The 22,374-nt window shown below is 40.4% G+C and carries 14 protein-coding genes and 3 pseudogenes; 10 read left to right on the top strand and 7 right to left on the bottom strand.

Annotation, left to right across the window (positions count from 1 at the left end):
• A pseudogene (locus IAE19_RS14965) lies at positions 1 to 147 on the top strand (acetyl-CoA C-acyltransferase); the annotation flags it as partial.
• A gap of 10 nt (positions 148 to 157) precedes the next feature.
• Positions 158 to 955, top strand: a complete 798-nt coding sequence (gene pcaD / locus IAE19_RS14970; protein WP_200461713.1) for a 3-oxoadipate enol-lactonase — start codon at positions 158 to 160, stop codon at positions 953 to 955.
• Between the two features lie 165 nt (positions 956 to 1,120).
• Here the strand turns inward: pcaD and IAE19_RS14975 are convergent, their stop codons facing one another.
• The 5 genes and pseudogenes from IAE19_RS14975 to IAE19_RS14995 all read right to left on the bottom strand — a co-directional run bounded on the left by IAE19_RS14975 (position 1,121) and on the right by IAE19_RS14995 (position 7,623).
• Complete coding sequence (locus IAE19_RS14975; RefSeq protein WP_200461714.1) at positions 1,121 to 2,011, bottom strand: hydroxymethylglutaryl-CoA lyase; 891 nt, start codon at positions 2,009 to 2,011, stop codon at positions 1,121 to 1,123.
• Positions 2,008 to 3,999: an acetyl/propionyl/methylcrotonyl-CoA carboxylase subunit alpha gene (locus tag IAE19_RS14980; RefSeq protein ID WP_200461715.1), complete on the bottom strand. Its 1,992-nt coding sequence runs from the start codon at positions 3,997 to 3,999 to the stop codon at positions 2,008 to 2,010. Before IAE19_RS14980 ends, IAE19_RS14975 begins: the two co-directional genes overlap by 4 nt.
• Positions 3,981 to 4,815, bottom strand: a pseudogene (locus IAE19_RS14985) (enoyl-CoA hydratase/isomerase family protein). Before IAE19_RS14985 ends, IAE19_RS14980 begins: the two are co-directional and overlap by 19 nt.
• A 9-nt stretch (positions 4,816 to 4,824) precedes the next feature.
• Positions 4,825 to 6,426 carry a carboxyl transferase domain-containing protein gene (locus tag IAE19_RS14990; RefSeq protein WP_200461717.1) on the bottom strand — a complete coding sequence of 534 codons (1,602 nt, stop codon included), beginning with the start codon at positions 6,424 to 6,426 and terminating at the stop codon, positions 4,825 to 4,827.
• 24 nt (positions 6,427 to 6,450) lie between these two features.
• Entirely contained in the window at positions 6,451 to 7,623 is a 1,173-nt protein-coding gene (locus IAE19_RS14995) for an isovaleryl-CoA dehydrogenase (protein WP_200461718.1), read from the bottom strand.
• A gap of 147 nt (positions 7,624 to 7,770) precedes the next feature.
• On the opposite strand from IAE19_RS14995, the gene IAE19_RS15000 reads away from it, so the two are divergent.
• Both IAE19_RS15000 and IAE19_RS15005 read left to right on the top strand, forming a co-directional pair.
• A complete protein-coding gene (locus IAE19_RS15000; protein ID WP_200461719.1) occupies positions 7,771 to 8,388 on the top strand; it encodes a TetR/AcrR family transcriptional regulator in 618 nt (205 codons plus the stop codon).
• 111 nt (positions 8,389 to 8,499) lie between these two features.
• Positions 8,500 to 10,194, top strand: coding sequence for an AMP-binding protein (locus tag IAE19_RS15005; RefSeq protein ID WP_200461720.1), 1,695 nt, complete (start codon positions 8,500 to 8,502; stop codon positions 10,192 to 10,194).
• Positions 10,195 to 10,418: 224 nt separating this feature from the next.
• Here IAE19_RS15005 and IAE19_RS15010 read toward each other — a convergent pair whose 3' ends face one another.
• Positions 10,419 to 11,315: a DMT family transporter gene (locus tag IAE19_RS15010; protein ID WP_200461741.1), complete on the bottom strand. Its 897-nt coding sequence runs from the start codon at positions 11,313 to 11,315 to the stop codon at positions 10,419 to 10,421.
• 741 nt (positions 11,316 to 12,056) lie between these two features.
• On the opposite strand from IAE19_RS15010, the pseudogene IAE19_RS16675 reads away from it, so the two are divergent.
• A pseudogene (locus tag IAE19_RS16675) lies at positions 12,057 to 12,212 on the top strand (IS5/IS1182 family transposase); the annotation flags it as partial.
• A gap of 348 nt (positions 12,213 to 12,560) precedes the next feature.
• Here the strand turns inward: IAE19_RS16675 and IAE19_RS15015 are convergent.
• Positions 12,561 to 13,487: a helix-turn-helix domain-containing protein gene (locus IAE19_RS15015; protein WP_200461721.1), complete on the bottom strand. Its 927-nt coding sequence runs from the start codon at positions 13,485 to 13,487 to the stop codon at positions 12,561 to 12,563.
• 383 nt (positions 13,488 to 13,870) lie between these two features.
• Between IAE19_RS15015 and IAE19_RS15020 the strand changes: the two genes are divergently transcribed.
• From IAE19_RS15020 to IAE19_RS16790, 5 genes are all read left to right on the top strand, one after another.
• A complete protein-coding gene (locus tag IAE19_RS15020; RefSeq protein ID WP_200461722.1) occupies positions 13,871 to 15,043 on the top strand; it encodes an isochorismate synthase MenF in 1,173 nt (390 codons plus the stop codon).
• 88 nt (positions 15,044 to 15,131) lie between these two features.
• The gene (locus IAE19_RS15025; protein ID WP_200461723.1) at positions 15,132 to 15,761 is read left to right on the top strand and encodes an isochorismatase family protein; all 630 of its coding nucleotides are present in this window, start codon (positions 15,132 to 15,134) and stop codon (positions 15,759 to 15,761) included.
• Between the two features lie 37 nt (positions 15,762 to 15,798).
• The gene (gene dhbA / locus IAE19_RS15030) at positions 15,799 to 16,578 is read left to right on the top strand and encodes a 2,3-dihydro-2,3-dihydroxybenzoate dehydrogenase (RefSeq protein WP_200461724.1); all 780 of its coding nucleotides are present in this window, start codon (positions 15,799 to 15,801) and stop codon (positions 16,576 to 16,578) included.
• 13 nt (positions 16,579 to 16,591) lie between these two features.
• Positions 16,592 to 19,108, top strand: coding sequence for a condensation domain-containing protein (locus IAE19_RS15035; RefSeq protein ID WP_200461725.1), 2,517 nt, complete (start codon positions 16,592 to 16,594; stop codon positions 19,106 to 19,108).
• Between the two features lie 3 nt (positions 19,109 to 19,111).
• Positions 19,112 to 22,372: a non-ribosomal peptide synthetase gene (locus tag IAE19_RS16790; protein ID WP_200461726.1), complete on the top strand. Its 3,261-nt coding sequence runs from the start codon at positions 19,112 to 19,114 to the stop codon at positions 22,370 to 22,372.
• Positions 22,373 to 22,374: the final 2 nt, after the last annotated feature.

Here is a 22,374-nt window from a genome sequence, read left to right on the forward strand (position 1 = left end):
GCACTGGGTCATCCATTGGGCGCATCAGGAGCACGTTTGGTGACCACTGCGTTAAATCAGCTTGAACAAACAGGGGGCAAATATGCCTTGTGTTCAATGTGTATTGGGGTGGGTCAGGGTATTGCCTTGATTATTGAGCGGGTTTAGGGAGCGAACAATGCCAACCGTTACTTTTAAAGATCAAATTACATCACAAGACGTCATGTTGCATTATCAAACTTTTGGTGAGGCTCATAAACCTGCCCTGATTTTCTCAAATTCTTTGGGAACAAATTTGGGCATGTGGCAAAAACAGTTTAATTATTTTAAGCAGAACTTCTTTGTGATTTGTTATGACACTCGTGGTCATGGTGCATCTTCTACCCCGCAAGGCGCTTATACTTTAGATCAGTTAGGGAATGACGTAATTCAACTGTTGGATCATCTTCATATTGCCAAAGCAACTTTTTGTGGTATCTCCATGGGCGGGCTGACAGGGCAATGGTTAGCTATCCATTATCCTGAGCGTTTTGCCCATGTGATTATTGCCAATACTGCAGCCAAAATTGGTCAGGCGCAGGCATGGCAGGATCGTGCCAAACTGGTTCGTGAACAAGGTTTAAAGCCGATTGCTGAAACGGCTGCATCACGCTGGTTTACAGCAGATTTTATTCAGCAGCATTTGGTTGTTGTAGAGACGCTTTCAAATGATTTGGCTGCGGGCAGCGCTGACGGTTACGCTAACTGTTGTGACGCTTTGGCATTGGCAGATTTACGTGATGAATTGGTGAAAATCAATATTCCTGTGTTAATTATTGCAGGTCAGCAGGATCCTGTTACAACTGTTGCTGATGGAAAATGGATGCAACAACACATTGCCAATGCTCAACTGGCCGAAATCAGTGCTTCGCATATTTCTAATGTCGAACAACCCGAGCAATTCAATCAAATTTTACAGCAGTTTATTGCCGCTTAATTTAAAGCGCTGTGATGGATCAGTCGCATTATAGTATGCTTAAATACTGAATATGCTAGACAAGACAGCTTAAATATAAAGCTATCTTGTCTTTTTAGATTCACAGCATGTTTTTCCACGGCTAGGATGCAAAGACCATGAGATTAGCAGCCATATTTTAGACGCTTAAGCTAAATAAGCCTGAGCATATTGGGATGATGTCCGTCGTTGTAAAGTCTGACTAATCCGCTGGCTGGCTTGCATCAGCTTTTCCAGATTGATTCCGGTTTCAAACCCCATATGTGAAAGCAAGTAAAACAGATCTTCCGTAGCAATATTGCCCGACGCACCTTTGGCGTATGGACAGCCGCCAAGTCCTGCGAGGGATGAATCAAATACCCGAATGCCTTGTTGTAAGGATTGATAAATATTTGCAATCGCCATGCCATAAGTATTATGAAAATGCCCAGCCAATACATCGCTATTGAGTTCAGCTAAACACGCTTGCCAAAGCGTTTGAACACGATTAGGCGTAGCTGTACCCATAGTTTCTCCTAAGGAAACTTCGTAACATCCCAAGTCGTAAAGCCGCTTAACGACTTTGACCACTTGTTCGGGTGCAATCGCTCCTTCATAGGGACAGTCAATGACACAGGAAACATAGCCGCGAACACGGATATTCTGGGCTTTGGCTGCGGCCATGACATCGGCAAATTTTTCAAAACTTCCATCAATTGAGCAATTAATATTTTTACGGGTAAAACTTTCAGATGCTGCGGTAAAAACCGCAACTTCTTTACAACCGACCGCCTGAGCGATTTCGAACCCTTTAAGATTCGGCGTAAGTAAACTAAATTGTACATCTGAATGTTTTGGCAGTTGCTGGAAAAGTTCATCACTGTGAGCCATTTGAGGTACCCATTTGGCTGAGACACAGGAGCCGACTTCTATAAATTTTAAACCTGCATCTACCAGATCAGAAATAAAATTTAAACGCTGTTCTACAGTTAAAGCCTGTTTTTCATTTTGTAAGCCATCTCTGGGGCCCACTTCTACGATTTTGACAAACTCCGTCATGCAACTTCCTCCTCAGCGGGTTGAAATTCGACTAGTTCATCGCCTGCTTTGACCTGATCACCGACTTGGAAATAGGCATCGACAATGACACCGTCTTGAGGTGCACGAATGCTATATTCCATTTTCATGGCTTCCAGCGTCATTAAAATATCGTCTTTTTTAACGCTCTGATTGGCAGTCACTAATACCTGAGTAATGACGCCTGGCATTGGGGCTTTCAGATGTCCTTGTTCGGTCTGCTGATCAGCTTGAGTATAGTCCACTCGGATATACTCAAAAGAATGGCTTTGCGCGCCATGAAATAGGGTAATACCGTGCTGGCTTTGATTAAATGCCAATATTTGCCGCTTAGCATTGATCTTTACAGTTGCTGTATGTGCATCTAGTAGTTGACCTGAAATCTGATAGCTTTGACCCTTATATTCAGCATAAAAACCCTGTTCCGCAGCGGCAATCTTGATTTCAATGTTCTGGTCTAAATAGATCAGTTTCATCTTTTGCTGGAACGCAATATTTAAACGCCATAAAGGCTGTGCTTGCCATAATTGTTTTTGGTTCGAGCAGTGATTATTGAGTTTGCTTAAAAATTCAATAAAGGCGGTCGCAACGATCAGTTCTGGCTGAATACTTTTATGGCGAAATAAAAAGTCGTGCTCACGTTGAATCAAATTAGTATCAAGTTTAGCTTGCTTAAATGAATCACAGCTTACGATACGTTGTAAAAATGAGATGTTGTTGCCTAAACCATCTACATGAAATTGGCTTAACGCATGTTGCATTTGAATTAAAGCAGCTTCACGGTTTTCACCCCAAACGATCAATTTGGCAATCATTGGGTCATAGTAAGTGGTGATTTCATCGCCCTCAACAATCCCGCTATCGACGCGTACATACGGGTTCTGAGTTGGGTAATGTAAATAGTCAATTTTGCCGATGGCAGGCAAGAAGCCCTTTTCTGGTTGTTCGGCATAAATACGTGCCTCGAGTGCATGCCCATGAATTTTTAACTCATGTTGCAGTTTTGGCAAAGGCTCACCATCTGCGACACGCAGTTGCCATTCCACGAGGTCTTCACCTGTGATCATTTCAGTAACAGGGTGCTCAACTTGCAGACGCGTATTCATTTCCATGAAGTAGGCGGTCCCATCCTGTTCCACAATAAATTCAACTGTACCTGCGCCCACATAATCAACAGCACGTGCTGCATCAATCGCAGCTTGACGCATCGCGTCCAGTTTAGCTTCTGGCATTTGTGGAGCAGGGGCTTCTTCTAAGACTTTTTGATGACGGCGTTGTACGGAACAATCACGTTCAAACAAATGTACATAATTGCCATGCATATCACCAAAGACTTGTACTTCAATATGCCGCGGTTGAATCACATAGTGTTCAATCAGCACATCATCGTTACCAAAGCTGGATTTTGCTTCACGTTTGCACGAAGCAAGAGCCTGTAGGAAATCCTCGCTCCGTTCGACCAAGCTCATGCCTTTACCGCCACCACCTGCGCTGGCCTTAATTAGTACAGGATAGCCAATGGTATCGGCTTGCTGTTTTAAAAACTCAGCATCTTGGTTGGTTCCGTGATAACCCGGTGTTAAAGGAACCCCTGCTTTTTCCATGAGAACTTTAGAGGTGGCTTTTAGACCCATTGCTAAAATTGCAGCGACTGGTGGGCCGATGAAACAAATACCGTGCTGTTGGCAGGCCAATGCAAACTGATCATTTTCGGAAAGGAAACCATACCCTGGATGAATCGCTTGACTGCCTGTATCAAGGGCTGCTTGAATAATACGATCAACTTGTAAATAACTTTGTGTTGCAGGAGATTGGCCAATATAAATCGCTTCATCTGCCAGTTTGACATGTTGTGCATCTGCATCTGCATCTGAATAAACCGCAACTGTTGCAATACCAAGTTTTTTTGCAGTGCGAATGACGCGACAGGCTATCTCACCACGGTTCGCAATTAAAATCTTTTCAAACATTGTGATCGTCCTGAATTGTTGTTATTGGGGAGTAGAAGTCCATGCAGGTTGTTGTTTATTCAAAAAGGCATTCAGGCCTTCTTTGGCTTCGCTGCCTTGACGAACTTGAGCAATATGCTGTGCAGTCTGCTTGAGTAAATCCTCACTCATGCTTTGATGATTAATCATTTGAATGAGTTGTTTTGATGCTGTCTGAGCGTGTGGTCCACCGAGTAACAACGCATCAATGATGTCTTGAACTTTTCTGTCTAAATCTTCTGCATCTGCGACTTCATGTACTAACCCTATCTGTTTGGCTTCATGTGCAGAAATACGTTCAGCAGTTAAAAAATAACGAGAGGCTTGTCGTGCACCGATGGCACGAATCACATAAGGACTGATGGTCGATGGTGCAAGACCGAGTCGAACTTCTGATGTGGCGAATTTGGCTTCACTGCTAGCAATACAAATATCACATGCCGATGCTAAACCCATGCCGCCACCAAAAGCTATGCCATGCACCCGAGCAATGCTGGGTTGTTTTAAAGTAGCGAGGGCATTTAGCATCTGTGCAAGCTTTAGCGCATCGGCTTCATTTTCTATAGTAGAAGCCTGACCTGCCTGTTTCATCCAGTTTAAATCGGCACCAGCTGAAAAACTTTTACCACGTCCACCTAACACCACCACACGAATATCATCCCGTGTATTGAGACTGTTAAAACAGGCATGTAACTCCTCAATCACCGTGGTATTGAAAGCATTATGCAGTTCAGGGCGATTCAGCCAAACATAAGCAACTTGACCGTGTTGTTCCAGTTGTAAAAATTGATAGCTCATACATATCTCCTACATGCGGAACACGCCAAACTTGGTGGGTTGGATTGGAGCATTCATCGCCGCAGCAAGACTTAAACCGAGTACATGACGGGTGTGAGCAGGGTCAATAACACCATCATCCCAAAGGCGGGCAGAGGCATAGTACGGATGGCCTTGGCGTTCATATTGTTCACGAATCGGTTGTTTGAACTGATCTTCCTCTTGTGCTGACCATTGCGCACCTTTTTGTTCAATCTGATCACGCTTTAAGGTTGAAAGAACACTAGCAGCCTGTTCACCACCCATCACCGAAATACGAGAGTTTGGCCATGTCCATAAAAAGCGTGGTGAATAGGCACGGCCACACATTCCATAATTACCTGCACCAAAAGAACCACCAATAATCAGGGTGAGCTTGGGGACATTGGCCGTGGCAACCGCCATAACCAATTTAGCTCCGTGCTTGGCAATACCTTCATTCTCATATTGGCGCCCGACCATAAAGCCAGTAATATTTTGTATAAATAACAAAGGGATATTGCGTTGGGTGCAGAGTTCAATAAAATGTGCACCTTTTTGTGCGGACTCGGAAAATAGAATCCCGTTATTGGCAATTATCCCGACAGGTATGCCGTAAAGTGAGGCAAAACCAGTAATTAAAGTAGGGCCAAAGCGCGCTTTAAATTCATCAAAACATGAACCATCAACAATCCGTGCAATCACTTCGCGTACATCAAAAGGTTTACGCGCATCACTTGGAATTACGCCATAAAGTTCGCTTGCATCAAAGAGGGGTTCATCAAACTGCTTATTTAAGTCATTTGGTTTTTTATTGAGATTGGAAACAATATTACGTGCAATGGCAAGCGCATGTTCATCATTTTCAGCCAAATGATCGGCAACTCCTGAAAGGCGAGTATGTACATCGCCCCCTCCCAAGTCTTCACTGCTAACCACTTCACCAGTCGCGGCTTTCACCAGTGGCGGGCCGCCCAAGAAAATAGTACCTTGGTTACGCACAATAATAGTTTCATCTGACATAGCGGGCACATAAGCACCACCAGCAGTACAACTACCCATGACTACAGCAATCTGTGCAATACCTAGACTAGACATACGGGCTTGATTATAAAAAATACGTCCAAAATGATCCCGATCTGGAAATACCTCATCTTGCATCGGTAAAAAAGCGCCCCCCGAATCCACCAGATAAATACATGGCAAGTGATTTTGTTCAGCAATTTCTTGTGCACGTAAATGCTTTTTCACGGTAAGTGGATAATAGGTACCCCCTTTTACCGTTGCATCATTGGCAACAATCATGCAGGTTATACCGTTCACTTGCCCAATACCTGCAATCACGCCCGCAGCAGGAATATCATCTTCATAAACCTTATAAGCAGCTAACTGACCAATTTCTAGAAAAGCTGTACCGACATCAATCAGTTGATCAATACGATCACGTGGTAAAAGTTTGCCTCTGTCCAAATGCTTTTGTTGGGCATTTTCTCCACCACCTAAAGCTACTTTTTGAGCCACTTGTTTTAGATCGCTGACCAATGTTTGCATGGCGTGTTGATTGGTTTTGAAGTCTTCACCTCGAATATTAATTTTACTGTGTAATGGGTTCATAAGCGGCATCCTGATTGATCATTATTATTTGGTTTCATTAAACAGTTCGCGTCCAATCAACATGCGGCGAATTTCTGAAGTCCCTGCACCAATTTCATAAAGTTTGGCATCGCGCCATAAGCGACCTGCCGCGAATTCATTGATATAACCATTACCACCGAGGGTTTGAATGGTTTCACCTGCCATCCAAGTGGCTTTTTCTGCTGCATATAAAATCGCACTTGCTGCATCTTTACGTAGGCTACGGTCATGATCAGCTTTGTCACAGGCTGTACCAACAGCATAGACCAAAGCCTTGCATGCCAACCAAGTAGAATACATATCTGCCAGTTTGCCTTGCATGAGTTGAAATTCACCTAAAGCCTGCCCAAACTGTTCACGTTCATGTAAGTAAGGAATGACTACATCCAAACAGGCATCCATAATGCCGAGTGGGCCAGCACTCAACACTGCACGTTCATAGTCCAGACCACTCATGAGCACTTTTGCACCGTTTCCTACACCACCGAGCACGTTTTCGGCAGGGACGTCGACATTGTCAAAAAACAACGGATAAGTATTGGAACCACGCATACCAAGTTTGTCCAAATGCTTGCCATGACTAAAGCCCGGCATATCTTTTTCAATAAGGAATGCAGTCATGCCTTTAGCGCCCGCCTGTGGATCAGTTTTTGCGTAAACCACCAGTACATCTGCATCACCGCCATTGGTGATCCACATTTTTGAGCCATTTAAAATAAAATGATTATCTTTTTGTTCTGCACGGAGTTTCATACTGATCACATCCGAACCTGCGTTTGGCTCAGACATTGCCAAAGCACCCACAAATTCACCTGAAATCAGTTTCGGTAAGTACTTTTGTTTTTGTTGCTCGCTACCGTTTCGGTTAATTTGGTTAATACATAAATTGGAATGTGCACCGTAAGAAAGGCCAATAGAGGCCGATGCACGAGAGATTTCCTGCATCACAATGATGTGCGCTAAATAGCCAAGATTAGTACCGCCATATGCTTCAGAAACAGTGAGTCCCAACAAACCCATATCGCCAAATTTTTTCCAGAGATGGGCTGGAAATTGATTATCTTGATCCACTTGTTGAGCAATCGGTGCAATTTCCTTGGCACAAAATGCTGCGACAGAGTCTTGTAGAGCAATTAAAGTTTCATCCAGACCGAAATTTAAGCTGCGTAGGTTCATTCTGTTCTCATCCCTTTGGTTATAGTTGTTGTTCCATAAGCGTTGTTGTATGTGCTTATGAAGTACCTTACAATGAATTTTTAAAAAAGTGAATACTAATTCATAAATTGATTTACAATTCATTTTGTTTGGTAGAGAATAAAATTTATGAGCTATAAACGATCATCTTTAATGCAGGAGCGGATGGAACAAAATCGCAAAGCGATTTTGAGTTCAGCCAGACAATTAATTTCAGAAGGAGGGTTTAAGGACGCACAGATACAAACGATTGCTGAGCAGGCAGGTGTCTCAAGTGGTCTGGTTTATCGTTATTTTGACAATAAAAGTCAGGTACTGATTGAGGTGCTGTCAGAAGCCATCAATACCGAATTGTTGGTGATTGATGCAATCACAGAAAGTGAGCTGACGGCACAACAAAAATTGCATAAAGCAGTCGCGACCTTTGTCAAACGGGCATTAAATAGCCCTCGGTTGGCTTATTCACTGATGTTTGAGCCTGTTGATTCAATGGTGGAGCATGAGCGTTTCCGCGTAAAACAATTGATCAAACAGAGTATTAAAAAAATCCTTGCGGATGGAAATGCAAGCGGTGAATTTGTGTTGGATGATTTAAATACCACAGCATTGTGTGTTGTTGCTGCTATGACCTATGTGGTTGTTGAGCCTTTAGATCCAGCCCAAAATACTAAGTTTGATCAGCAACATAAAGACTATTTTTCTAAACACATTGCTGACTTTTGTGTGAATGCAGTACAGAAAAAGTAGGGCAGATATACCAGTTAAAATCACAAAAATAGGCAGTTTGAAAGGTAGTTGCAGTAACAACAATTAGATCGGGTAAGAACAGAATTACAAAGAATCAAGGAGAATGATTCAATGCAACATGTACGGTTAAGCTATGCCTCAGGAACAAGTTCACAGCCTCTATTAGGAGTGACGATTGGAGAAAAATTTGATCAGGCTTGTCTACAATATGCAGAGCAAGAGGCAATAATCAGCTCACATCAGGGCAGAAGATTGACTTATCAGCAGTTACAGAATGAGGTAAATGCTTTTGCCTGTAGTCTATTGAAATTGGGTTTTCAAAAAGGAGAGCGTCTAGCGATTTGGTCACCGAATTGTGTCGAATGGACGGTGGCACAATTTGCTGCTTTTAAAGCAGGCATTATTTTGGTGAACCTGAATACTGCTTATAAAAGTCATGAACTGGAGTATGTTTTAAATAAAGTGTCATGCAAAGGGCTGATTATTGCTGCACAATTTAAAACCACAGATTATCAAGAATTGCTGAATAAAATTGCACCAGAGTTGACACATAGTCACGATAAAATTCTGCATTTAGAGCGCTTACCGCATTTAAAATGTGTAATAAAAATAGATGATCAGCAACAGACAGGGATATATCGTTTTAATGATTTGCTTGAAACACCGAATCAATCGCAGCTGAATGATTTACGGCATTTAGCCCAGCAACTACAATTTGATGAACCCATTAATATTCAGTTTACTTCTGGCACCACAGGTAACCCGAAAGGAACCATGTTGACACACCATAATATTTTAAATAATGGTTATTTTGTTGGTGAAGGAATTCGTTTAACCGCTCAGGATCGAGTGTGCATTTCCGTTCCATTATTTCATTGTTTCGGGATGGTGATGGGGAATTTGGCCTGTATTACGCATGGCTCAACCATGGTGTATCCATCTGCTGTATTTAATCCGCTAGAAACTTTAAAAACTATTCATCAGGAAAAATGTACCGCAGCATATGGTGTGCCGACCATGTTTATTGCCATTTTGGAACATGAGCAATTTAATGAGTTTGATTTATCCAGCTTACGTACAGGGATTATGGCGGGCAGTCCGTGTCCACGTGAGATTATGCAGCGTGTGATTGAACACATGCACATGTCTGATATCACTATTTGTTACGGTATGACAGAAACCTCGCCCGTGAGCGTGCAAAGTTATATTAATGATTCTATTGATAAACGAGTAAGCACAGTCGGACATGTCCATCCTCATATTGAAATTAAAATTATAAACCTTGAGGGGGAAATTACGCCAATAGGTACATTGGGAGAGTTATGTGTACGGGGCTATTCGGTCATGGCGGGCTATTGGGATGAACTTGAAAAAACCAAAGAAGTCATCGATGCAGCAGGCTGGATGCATACGGGTGATATTGCTGAAATGGATGACAAAGGTTTTGTCAAAATCAAGGGTCGAATTAAAGATGTAGTGATTCGTGGTGGTGAGAACCTTTTTCCCAAAGAAATCGAAGATTTTTTATATACACATCCAGATGTCAGTGATGTGCAAGTCATTGGTTTGCCAGATTTGCGTTATGGGGAAGAATTATGTGCCTGTATTATTTTGCATGAGCATCATCAAGCGGATGAAGACAGCATTCGTCGTTTTTGTAAGGAGCATATTTCACATAATAAAGTACCACGCTACATCAAATTTCTAACCGAGTTCCCGCTTACTGCTTCAGGCAAGGCACAAAAATTTAAGTTGCAGGAAATGATGCAAATTGAGCTTAATTTAACAGCGGCTATTTTTGAATAGAACATGGTTTCTCCTCTATGCTTAAACATAAAAGAGGAGATCATTTTGCTAAAAAGTATGATCTTAAACTTTGTGATCCTTGACCATTTTGAACTATTCATTTTTAGATTTGAATTTTTTTGTTTTACTTTTTAGGGTTAGACATTCTTTTCTCGGTGACATGGTTACATATTCAGAAAAATCTGTAACCAATTAAACTATAAAGTAATTGCTATATCTTATATCTAAGAGAGAGGTGGCTGCCCAAACAATTTCTTCTGGATGTAAGGATTGCACAGTAAAATAGCAAATAAAATAATCATTATCCCAATAATCGTAAAGAAATCTGGTAGCTCGTGCCAGAATATGAAGCCCCATATTCCCGCGAATACAATCGCAATATAATTCATTGGGCCGATTTGTCCTGCGGGAGCCAGACTATATGCATAGGACATAAATAATTGACTGATATTGGCAAGAAGGCCCGCTGCAATCAACAGGCTGAGTTCATGCCAGTTAAAAATTCGCCAGTGCCAAAACATGGGAATAGAAGAAATCAAAGTCCCAAAAATACAAAAATAAAATACGATCCGTTCTGGAGGTTCGGTATTAGTTAACGCCCGTACTGTTACAAATGCCATTGCTGAAAGAAAACAAGCTCCGAGTCCAATAAAAGACAATGTATTTAATAAACCTTGATCTGGTTTGGCAACGAATAAAACCCCAATTAAACCCAGTACCGCAGCCAAAATCATCGATGTTGTGATCTTCTCTTTGAGAAACAACCAAGCAATGAGGGGAATAAAAATAGGTGAGGAATAACTAAACACCATAGCATTTGATAGTTTTAAATTGGCAATAGCATAGAAAAAGCCATACATGGCTGCCAAACCCACTACACTGCGCCACGTATGCATCCACAGCTTATTTGTTTTAATAAATCCCATGCCTTGCTTAAATAGCATAGGAATAAATATGAATAGCCCAACAGCATTGCGGAAAAAAACAATGGTGGGGTTATCAACTGTATGTGAGGCAAAACGAATACAAACTCCCATAATTGAAAACAGTAAAGCGGATGTCATTAAACATAACAATGCTTTACCAACTTGGGAGGGCGGGGCTGAGTAAACATTTTGCATAAAAGTAAAATAGGCAGAAGATGTGTGTGGATAGTTTAACAATATCTACCCACTCAAGTAACATGAGCAAGATTAAAGACCGTCAGAGAATTGCGAATACATTCAGGATCTGACTTAATGATTGTTTACTGTGGATAATACAATCCTCTATAAACTTTATAGTCAAGAATTGGCTGATATTTATGCGAAAATATTGATCTAATTTTTTGCGTGTTTAGGCATTTAGGAGATATTTATTACTTTTAAAAATAATAAATATCAATGATTTATTTTATGTTTTTGTCATGGTAATTCTTTGAAATAGACTTCTGAGTAATTGCAACCTGCATATTTCTAAATCTGATGAGAAAAAACTATATAAATCAAAAAGAAAAAGTCCCAATCTTTCGATTGAGGCTTTTCAAAATCTGGAGCGGGAAACGAGACTCGAACTCGCGCCCCCAACCTTGACAAGAGTCACCGACATAAATTATATCATTATGTTTTATAATAATTTTATTAAATACATGTGCTTATATTATTTTTCATTAATTATATAAATTTATGACTATTTAGATCACTTTTATACGCATAAATTTTTATTCTAAAAACTCAACAAGAGTCGCCGACTTTTTTAAAATTAAGAATAGTTTGAAAATTTATTTTTTATCAATTGGTAAATAATTAAAAACATTTTAGACTATGAAGGGTTTTATTACACAAACCTATCTCACAGGGCTTATTCAGCAATATAATTTCTAGATGAATAAGCCTGCACCTAAAATCTATCGTACAAACAATTTGTCTTCTTAAAACCAAGCTTTGATCATTTGTGGAAATATCCTCATTTGGTTTGATTCCAATACCCTCTGGTATGTGTACTTGCCAGGTAAACAAGGACGAAATCAAACCTGCTCTTTACTGAACGAGCTTCTTGCTCTACGCCCTCTGGGTTCTATCCAGCTATTATATAGAGCAACAAGATTTTATACCGCCTGAACCCATGCCATTTGGATAGCAATACACCAAAGAGCGAAATGAGCAAGTCTTACGTTTAGATCACAAGATGTATGAAACAGACAAATCAGAAAATTATGATCTACATGCACTTAAAAATCTTATGGACGATAAAATCATGCATTGTATTTTCAAGTAAAAATTAAATGAAAAAACATTTAAAGAATATCTAATGTGTGTTTAATCAGGTAAAAACCTAAGCGCTATAAGGTGTATATAAAAGTACTGGGCTAAATATTAGAAACGAAATTAACAATTATAACCAAAATGTCGTTCAAAAATTTGCTTAAAGTATTGTGCGCTGCTGTAACCAATCTGATTGGCTACATTTTCTATTGGAACACCATCTTTCAATAATATTTGAGCATGTTTCATGCGAATTTCCAATAAATAATGACCAATTGTCTTTCCTGTATATTCTTTAAATAGGCGCTTTAAATCACATTCGTTTATACCAACACGCTTAGCCAAAGTTCGAATCGTGATTTTTTGTTCAAATTCTGACTCTAAAATTGCAATACTTTTATGAATAGGGGCAGGAATTTGATTTGACTTACTATGTTGGTCCAATAATAGACTCATCAGCTCTAAAGCTGCACCTTCTAAATGCAATAAATCAATAGATGACTGTGCAGGAGGGAGATTTAATAAATAATGTGCCTGATGAAGTATATTTTTATTCGGAATATTGATGGTTTTAAGTGCAGGATTAGAATCCGCTAAGAAAAATTTTGCCAAATCATGATGCTGAAAATTGGCTTGCATAATTTCTAGAAAAGTTTCATTAAAATCTAATGTAATTAAAGCCATATTTTTGTGTTCTTGAAGATAAATGGTCTGTAAACCTAGGTTTCCTTTTCTCAAAATAATCATGGGTGAACGAATTTGATATTCATGATTACTATAATGATTTTTAATGTGATGCGTACCTGAAAGAAGAATCGTGATTCCGAAAGTATTGGTGGTCGTTTCGGCACTCATTTTTAATGGGTGATCGATCCAATATTTGCCTTTACCTACGCAGAGTTTCCCAAAATCATAAATTTCACTGTAACCATCACCATCTGAAGGATTAAATTGATTCAGATGGTGATTGGGAAGAGGTGAATACATATCTAGAAATATATCACCGACTTGTTTTAGTACTGCTTTGTGCGAATCAATATAAATAGACATTGTGAAAGTCCATGCTAAATATAAGCGAGAATCATTTTCATTTTAAACCATCAGACAAGTCAATAGCATTTTGTTGTTATAAATGCTCAGTTTTTGTCAATGAGTGAATCGTTAAGCTATTCATATATAAAGAAAACAATAAATGGCCTCTTTCATCACTTGACTGAAATCCGATACTCTAAAATCAAGTTTGAATGCTGTTCCTAAACCTAAGATAATTTTTTTTTAAATCATAAGGTTTCCCATAACTATAAAAAATACATCCGATTCTTTGTATTAAATAATAATGATTCTTAATATCATTTATTTCAAGCCGATTCGTGTAGAAAATTTTAATGATAGATCAACTAAAACTACACACGTGTTATAGCAAAGGAGGCTTTATGAATGATATGAGTTTATCAATTGATTATGCATTTGAACCTATACAAAACTGCAAGTCATCTTGTTTTTTAACAAAAGACTATCAACTTTATACCTCTGAACTTATCGAAACAGTTCGATTGGCTGCAGAAAATCAGGAAAAACTCTTAACGACCATCCAAAATATATTTAGTCGCTTATCTCAGGATAAAGCGACAAATCCAGTCTTAGTGGGTGCGATTCCATTTGATACAGCACAGCCGTCTACACTCAATATTTATCGTCAGCATCAAAAACAATATGCTGAATCTGTTAATGATCTTGCAAAACATCAAAAGGACCATTCATTGACTTTGAATGGCCAGCAACGACTCGTTGCAAGGGAACATTTTGCAAAGAAGATAGACGAAGCTTTACAACAGTTTGAGAAAAATAATCTAGAAAAAATTGTGTTGTCACAGGCAGTTGATTTTGAGCTTAAACATCCACAAAACCCCTATACCTTGGTTCAAACCTTGGCCCAAAAAAATGCGCATGCCTTTAGTTTTGCAATTCCAGTCGAAGGCAATGCACATCTTTTAGGGGCAAGTCCTGAACTGCTGATTTTCAAACAGGATCAGGTGGTAAGAAGCAATCCCTTAGCGGGTTCACGTCCTTTGAGTGATCATGAACATATCAATCAAACACGAATTCATGATCTTTATGCATCAGTAAAAGATCTTTATGAACATCAAATTGTTGTCGATAGCGTGTTCAAACACTTAAAACCATTTTGCCAGGATTTAAGCCTTTCAGAAAAACCTGAGATTTTAAAAACCACCACCATGATGCATCTGTCCACGGTGTTTGAAGGTCAATTGAAATCAAAGCAGACCAATGCTCTAGAACTGGCTTTGTCACTTCATCCCACCCCTGCAATTTGCGGTGCTCCAACCCAGTTAGCCAAAGATTTTATTTTAAAACATGAAGGTTATGACCGTCATTATTTTGCAGGGCTGGTTGGCTGGATGGATGCGGAAGGCAACGGTGAATGGGTTGTGACGATTCGCTGCGGGCTGCTGACAGAAAACAATCTTCGATTATACGCAGGTGCAGGCATCGTTAAAGGGTCAGAAGCCGAACTGGAGTGGAATGAAACAGAAGCAAAAATGCAAACCTTACTGAAAACCTTGAATGCGACTTGTGAAACTTGATTAAGCCCAATACAGGTTCATAGCATATACCGCCAGATTACTCCTCAAAGACATACTTTATAACTGATACACGATAATAGGCATCACCATGGCAATTCCAAAAATTCAAAGCTACCCGCTTCCGTTTAAAAAAGATTATCCCGCTGCCAAAGTGAGATGGAAAATTGATAAAAAACGTGCAGCCTTACTGATTCACGATATGCAGGATTATTTCATTAATTTTTATGGTGAAGATTCTCCACTGATTCAGGATGTGATCAATAATATCGTCCAACTGAAAACATGGTGTATGGAAAATCATATTCCTGTGTTTTATACCGCACAGCCTGCAGAACAAAAGGATGAAGATCGTGCCTTGCTGAATGACATGTGGGGACCTGGCTTAACGGCTTATCCTGAACAAGCTGAAATTGTCGAAAAATTATCACCAACGCAACAAGATCATGTGCTGACCAAATGGCGTTATAGTGCATTTTACAATTCAGATCTGCAAAAGATTTTAAAAGAAACAGAAAAAGATCAGCTGATTATTTGTGGTGTATATGCCCATATTGGTGTCCTTCAAACCGCTGCGGAAGCCTTTATGAATGGTATACAGCCTTTTGTAGTGGGAGATTCAGTTGCTGACTTTAGTCTGACAGAACATTTATTTGCTTTGCAATATGTACACCGTAATTTGGGTGTCGTTGAAGATGCTCAAAGCGTGATTGCTTCATAAATTTCAAGATGAATCATCATTTGAATAAGGAGTTATCATGACACAAGTACAAACACAAGCATCGATCCAAGCCAATACTCAGAAAATTGCATGGGTGACTGGAGTCAATCAGGGCATGGGTGCAGAAATCATGCAACAATTGATTGCTCAAAATATTTATGTGGTGGGTTTTGACCTGTCCACCAATAACATTATCGAGAATGGCCGTTACGAAGTACACCAATGTGATGTTCGTGATTCATCGCAAATTTCAAATCTGTGTCAAAAACTACTCAACACTTTAGCGCCAGATTATTTCATCAATGCGGCAGGAGTGTTGCATTTGGATAGTCACGACACCTTGCCGATTGAAGCTTGGCAACAAACTTTTGAAGTGAATACCTTTGCGCCATTTTATTTCTTAAAACATTTAAGTCCACATTTTCGTGCCAAACGTGCAGGCAGCATTGTCATGGTGTCGTCCAATTCAGTACATGCGCCACGCATCAATATGGCGGCTTACGGTGCATCAAAAGCCGCATTCAGCAGTTTTAGTAAAACGGTCGGTTTGGAACTGGCTGAATATGGCGTGCGCGTCAATATCGTCTCACCAGGTTCAACTGCAACGCCCATGCTCCGTCAACTCTGGAAAGATGATTCAGGTGAACAGCAAACCATTCATGGCAATTTAGCGCAGTACAAAGTAGGTATTCCCTTACAAAAAATTGCGCTGACCAAAGACATCGCCAATGCCGTGATGTTCCTGATTAGCGATCAAGCTTCACACATCACCATGCATGATCTGGTGATTGATGGCGGCGCAACTTTAGGTCAGTAAAGGAACGATGACAATGCAATTACGGCAAGAAATTACCGCACAGATTCACCAAGTCCTTCAAGTAGATGGCATTCAGATTCAGCCCGAAGACAATCTGATTGAACACGGTTTGCATTCATTGGCGATTATGCAGTTGGTCGATCATTTTGAGAAGAAATATAATACCTCATTGTCCTATGCCGATTTTGCCATGTCACCAACGGTACAGGACTGGCATCAATTGATTCAGGATATAACGCTGAATACAGCAGATTCAGATTTGAATGAAGCTACGAAAAAGACCTCGACATTATCAAATTGGCTGCAACACTTACCAACAAATGCAGTGCCATTATCAGACATGCAATATGCCTATTGGGCAGGGCGAGAAACCGAAGGTGTATCGGCACATCTGTATATGGAATTTGAGGGAAAAGATTTAGATATTCCTCAATTACAATGTGCCTTTGAACAGTTAATTCAGCGTCATCCCATGCTGAGTGCATCCATTCGTGAGGGTCAGCAAAGTATTAAGTCGATTGAGCATCAGCAGATTCAGATTGAAGATCTGACTCAGTTGAATTCAGCAGACATTGAGGCACATTTAAAAGCAAAACGTGAGTGTTTAAGCCATCAACAATTAAACATTGCACATGGGTATGTGTTGGATGTGAAGTTAAGTCTTTTACCAGAACAACGTCATATTTTACATCTTGATTCGGATATGTCTGCAATTGATCCACAAAGCTTTTTGATTGTTGTGGAAGACTTAAGTGCCTTATATCGCGGTGAAAAACTTACAGATTTAAACTTGGATGGCGTTGACTATTTTAACTATTTAAACCAGCGTCGTGATCACGTGGATTTGCAAGCCCAAATTCAGCAAGATCAACAATGGTGGCAGTCACAGCTAGATACCATTTCACCTCCACCGCAGTTACCTGTGGTCGCTGAGGGCTTAAGAGCAGATCAACATCATTTTGAACGTCTTATTCATATTTTTCATGCAGATGAGCGTGCCCGTTTGCAAAGTTTGGCACAGATGCAGGGTGTATCTGTACGCAGTGTATGTTTAAGCCTATTTGCGCAAAGTATTGCAAATTGGTCATCTACACCTGAGTTTCGTCTGAACTTACCAGCCTTTATCCGTGAGTCTGATTCGCAAAATATTAATCATGTGGTGGGTGATTTCACTCAGATCAGTCTGCTGAGTTTAAAGCTCAATGGTCATGAAAGTTTACTGGATACTGTTAAACGGATTGAACGCGATGTCGATCAAATTTATGAGTACTACCGCTATGGGGGGATTCATGTACTGCGTGATTTATCAAAACATCGCCAACAGCTGGAAGTTTCTCCCATTGTGTTTACATCGGCATTGGATGAAGGTGAGATATTCTCGGAGCAATTGCAAAGTACATTAGGGCAACCTGTATGGTGTATTTCCCAAGGTCCAAAAGTCGATTTGGATGTACAGATTGCCTATTTCAATCAGGGCTTAGCCATCAACTGGGATATTCGTACACATGCTTTTAAATCGAATGTCATTCAAGGCATGTTCGATCATTATATTCAGTTAATACAGCATGTATTGACAGTAGGTAGTCCTGCATTTGCGCAAACTTTAAATGCATTGTCTCAATACACATCACAGCTAATTCAGTCGCAAAATCAGCAACAAAATCAAGTCAAAGCGCCTTTAACTGAACAGATCTTGGCAAAATTCCCGAAAGCGCATGCTAATACGCCTTATCGTATTTTAAATGGTCTGGAGGTGGATTGCCCAGCTTGGGTCTTAGGTCGATTGGTCTTGAATCTTGATGATGCGAATTCCAATGCAAGGTATCCATCAGATCAATCTGAATGGATCGATATAGGTGTTCAAGCCTATATCGATGATCAAGGACAGTTACACCTGTTTGAGCATTCACATCAGCTTATTTTAAAAAATGGTCAATGCATTGAAGTGCAAAGCATTGAAGCACAAATTACAAAAATTGCATGTGTACAACAAGTCAAAGTCTATGCGGTTGAAAAGCAAGGTAAGTCCGTAATCGTGGCTGTGTTAACGCGTCATCAACAGCTGTCATCCTCAGATTTACACGCAGCTTATACGAATGTTTTACCGCAGTATTTAATACCTGAGCAGAGCTATGTGGTTAGTGATCTTCAGCCCTTTACTGCACATCTATCAACTGAAAATCTCCATCACTTTATGGCAACGCATGTCTCAATAGAATACGCACAACCGCGACCAGTACAAAGCGCAGCTCTTGAGAATGTGGTGACTTTTATCATGACGAAGATTATTGGTTTGCCACAGCAACAAGCCAACAGCGATTTGGATTTCTTTGATGAAGGTGGTGACTCTTTGTTAGCGACGCATTTGGTCGCAGCTTTAAATCAATATTTCAAGGATGCCGAAATAAGTGTGGTGGACATTTTCACACAGCGTAATGCAACAAATATCGCCAGACTGATTGAACAAAAACTGCCTGATACTGCACAGCGCATTGCTGAAGTGTTTATGCAAGTCATCGAGGGGAAATAAAAAATGAATCCAACACCATTAACCCCAATGCAAAAAGCCTATTTATTGGGTAAAAGTAAAATGTTCCCGCTGAGTCAGTCTTCAATGCATGACTTTCGGGAGTTTCAAGGACAGATGGATGCTGAAATTTTGGCACAGCGTTTAGCTCAACTCATCGAGTTATATCCTGCATTACATACCGTTATTGATGAAACACAGCTGGTTCAGCGGGTTGAGTGCAATATTGATGTGATCCATCATCTGAAAATTTATGATTTATCTCATTTCAATTTGACAGAAGCGACCATTCAACTGGAAATATTACGAAATGAATATCGCCATTTTTCTCATGATCTGAGTACACCACCTTGGCAGATTGCATTGATTCAATTGCCAGAATCAGCTGAAGTGTCCTCAGTGGTGTTGACCAGTTTTGATGGTTTGATCATTGATGGTTATTCGATTTCAGTCATTTTAGATCAACTCTTTGATCTCAATAAAGACTTAAGTCTTTTGTCAAACATTGCAGACCTAAATTTCAATCAGATGGATCGCAGTTTTTTTGAAGTTTTAGAAAAAGATCGTCAATTCTGGCAGGAAAAATTGGCACAAGTCGAAGAAGTAACTCAATTACCTTGGGCAAATGCTTTAGACAGTATTCTTGAGCCGACTTATTCACGTAGAACAGTTGTCATTGAAAAAGCCCAGTTTGACGCGCTCTCCAAACTGGCTGCGCAATATAAAGTCTTTCCAAATGCATTACTGACCACACTTATTTTAGAGGTGATTTCACGGTGGACTGAAGAGCAGAAACTGCTGATTTCAATGCCAGTCTCTAATTCAGCTTTACATAAAAAGGTGGGAAATAGCTCTTCCTTTATTGTGCTGGATTATCAATACCATTCAGACATCAGCCTTGTCGAACAGATTAAGACGACACAAAAGCAAATTCTGGAATCCATGACCCACACTTCGTATTCGGGTATTGAGCTTTCCAAATACCTGATTAAAAACTTGCAAGAATCCATTGTACTGCCTGTGGCTTTGACCAATGGTTTGTCTTGGGTAAAACCTTCTGAATCTTCACTACTGCGTTATGTCGGAGGGCAAACCCAAACCCCGCAATTGGCTTTAGATATTCGTCTTTCATTTTCGGCAAGTTCAGATTTGGTGATTGATGTTGATTTTATTGAACAGGCATTAAGTCCAGCCATGATTCAGGATATGGTGGATGCTTTATCAAAACGACTCAATGATTCAAACCAGCTCGAAACGGAATTAGAACAACCGAAACGTTTCTCTCATGTTGCAACATTAGACGATGATACAGAGAGTTCAGATGATTATCAGCATGTCGAGGTGGTGGATTATCTAGCCAATATTCAGCGTCATTTGTTTGAACAGATTCCCGATAAAATAGCACTCATTTATGAAGGGCAATCTATCTCTTATGCTGAACTGGGTGCTAATGTCGCGAAAGTCCGTCGTGCTTTAGATTTGGCACAAATTGGTCCGAATCAAGTTGTTGCGATCTGCTTACGCAAAAGTCCAGAACATATCTATGCCATTTTGGCTTGCGCCTTGTCGGGTATTATCTGGTTGCCTGTCGATATGGATTCGCCACAACTCAGACAGCAATACATCTTATCCAATAGTCGTGCAGACTTGGCGATTTCGACTACTCCAGTTGAAGGCTTACTAACCCTAAATATCGATGAAACACTAAAAGGTTCGACGCACGGGCAATTACATTCAGGCAGTGCAGAATCGGCATTTGAATCTGAAATCATCTGGCAACATCATCATGATGCATCGCCCGCGTATTATCTATATACCTCAGGCAGTACAGGCACACCGAAATGTGTGGTACTGAATAACCGTGCCACAGCACATGTGCTGCAAGAAACTATCGAGTTTTGGTGCATCAATCAGAATGACATTCATTTGGCAGCAACACCATTCCATCATGACATGTCGATTTTTGATCTAATGGCACCACTTTCTGTCGGCGGTACATTGGTCGTCCCAACCTTGGAAGAAGCTAAAAGTGCAGTGGCTTGGGCGCAGTTGATTGAACGTTATCAGGTGTCGATCTGGTGTACCGTACCTGCGATGGCGGACATGTTATTGACCTCTGCGGATCCAAAACAATTACAAAGTATTCGCCTGATTAACCAAGGCGGTGATTATGTCAAACCGTCCGTTGTGCAAAAGTTACGTGAAATATTACCGAATACCCGTCTGATTTCGATTGGTGGCCCAACAGAAACTACCATTTGGAGTATTTGGCATGAAATTACTCCTGAAGATATCGATGTGATTCCTTATGGTAAGGAAATGGAGCATAACCGCTATTACATTTTGAATCCGTGCGGTGAATTCTGTCCGCCAGGCGTGGTAGGACAGCTCTATATGTCAGGCATTAACCTTGCCAATGGTTATCTGCTCGATGGCAAGATCACTCAAAAGGATTTTGTACTTCTAACTCTGCCCAATGGTGAAGTGCATCGTGTCTTCCGTATGAGTGATAAAGGTTATTTACGTGAAGATGGTAATATTATTTTTGCCGGTCGTGATGAAGGTTACTTAAAGGTGCGTGGGGTGCGTATTGCTGCATCCGAAGTGGAAAATGCCTTAATGAAACATCCAAGGATTACCGATTGTGTGGTCACAACATGTACCAATCCTGTCTATGAAGGCAATGAATTGGTAGCGATTTATACGATTCAAAATATCCATCACCAAGATACCGATTTAAACGCGATGCGCCCATCTGAACTGCGTCAGTTCCTACAAGATTATGTGCCGAATTCACATATTCCATCTCGTTGGGTACCCTTAGCGCAATTCCCAATTACACGTAATGGCAAAATTGACCGCAAAATTTTAAAGCAAACCGCGCAAGATTTTCTTTACCAAACCTATGCAAAAGCTTCATCAAATCAAGCTGTCAAGCCATCAGATTCGCAGTTAGACCTGCAACACGTGGATGAACAAAATCGCAGTCGCCATGCTCAACAAGCAAGCTCGGCTCAGGCTCATCCTTCAATTGCCCAAGACGTCATTGAACATTTGCAAAGTTCATTAAACACATCAAATGATTTATCTGATGTATTGCTAGACACTGAAATTTTGGCACTCGGTCTGACTTCAGGGCATTTAAGTCGTTTAGCCAAACATTTTTCCCAACAACTCAATACCTCGATTCAATTTTCTGATTTAGCCAAGTGCAAAACCATTGGCGAGATCGTGCATAACATCGAATCGCAGCTACATCAGAAATAAAA

This window comes from Acinetobacter sp. S40 (assembly GCF_016624705.1).
Taxonomy (GTDB): Bacteria; Pseudomonadota; Gammaproteobacteria; order Pseudomonadales; family Moraxellaceae; genus Acinetobacter.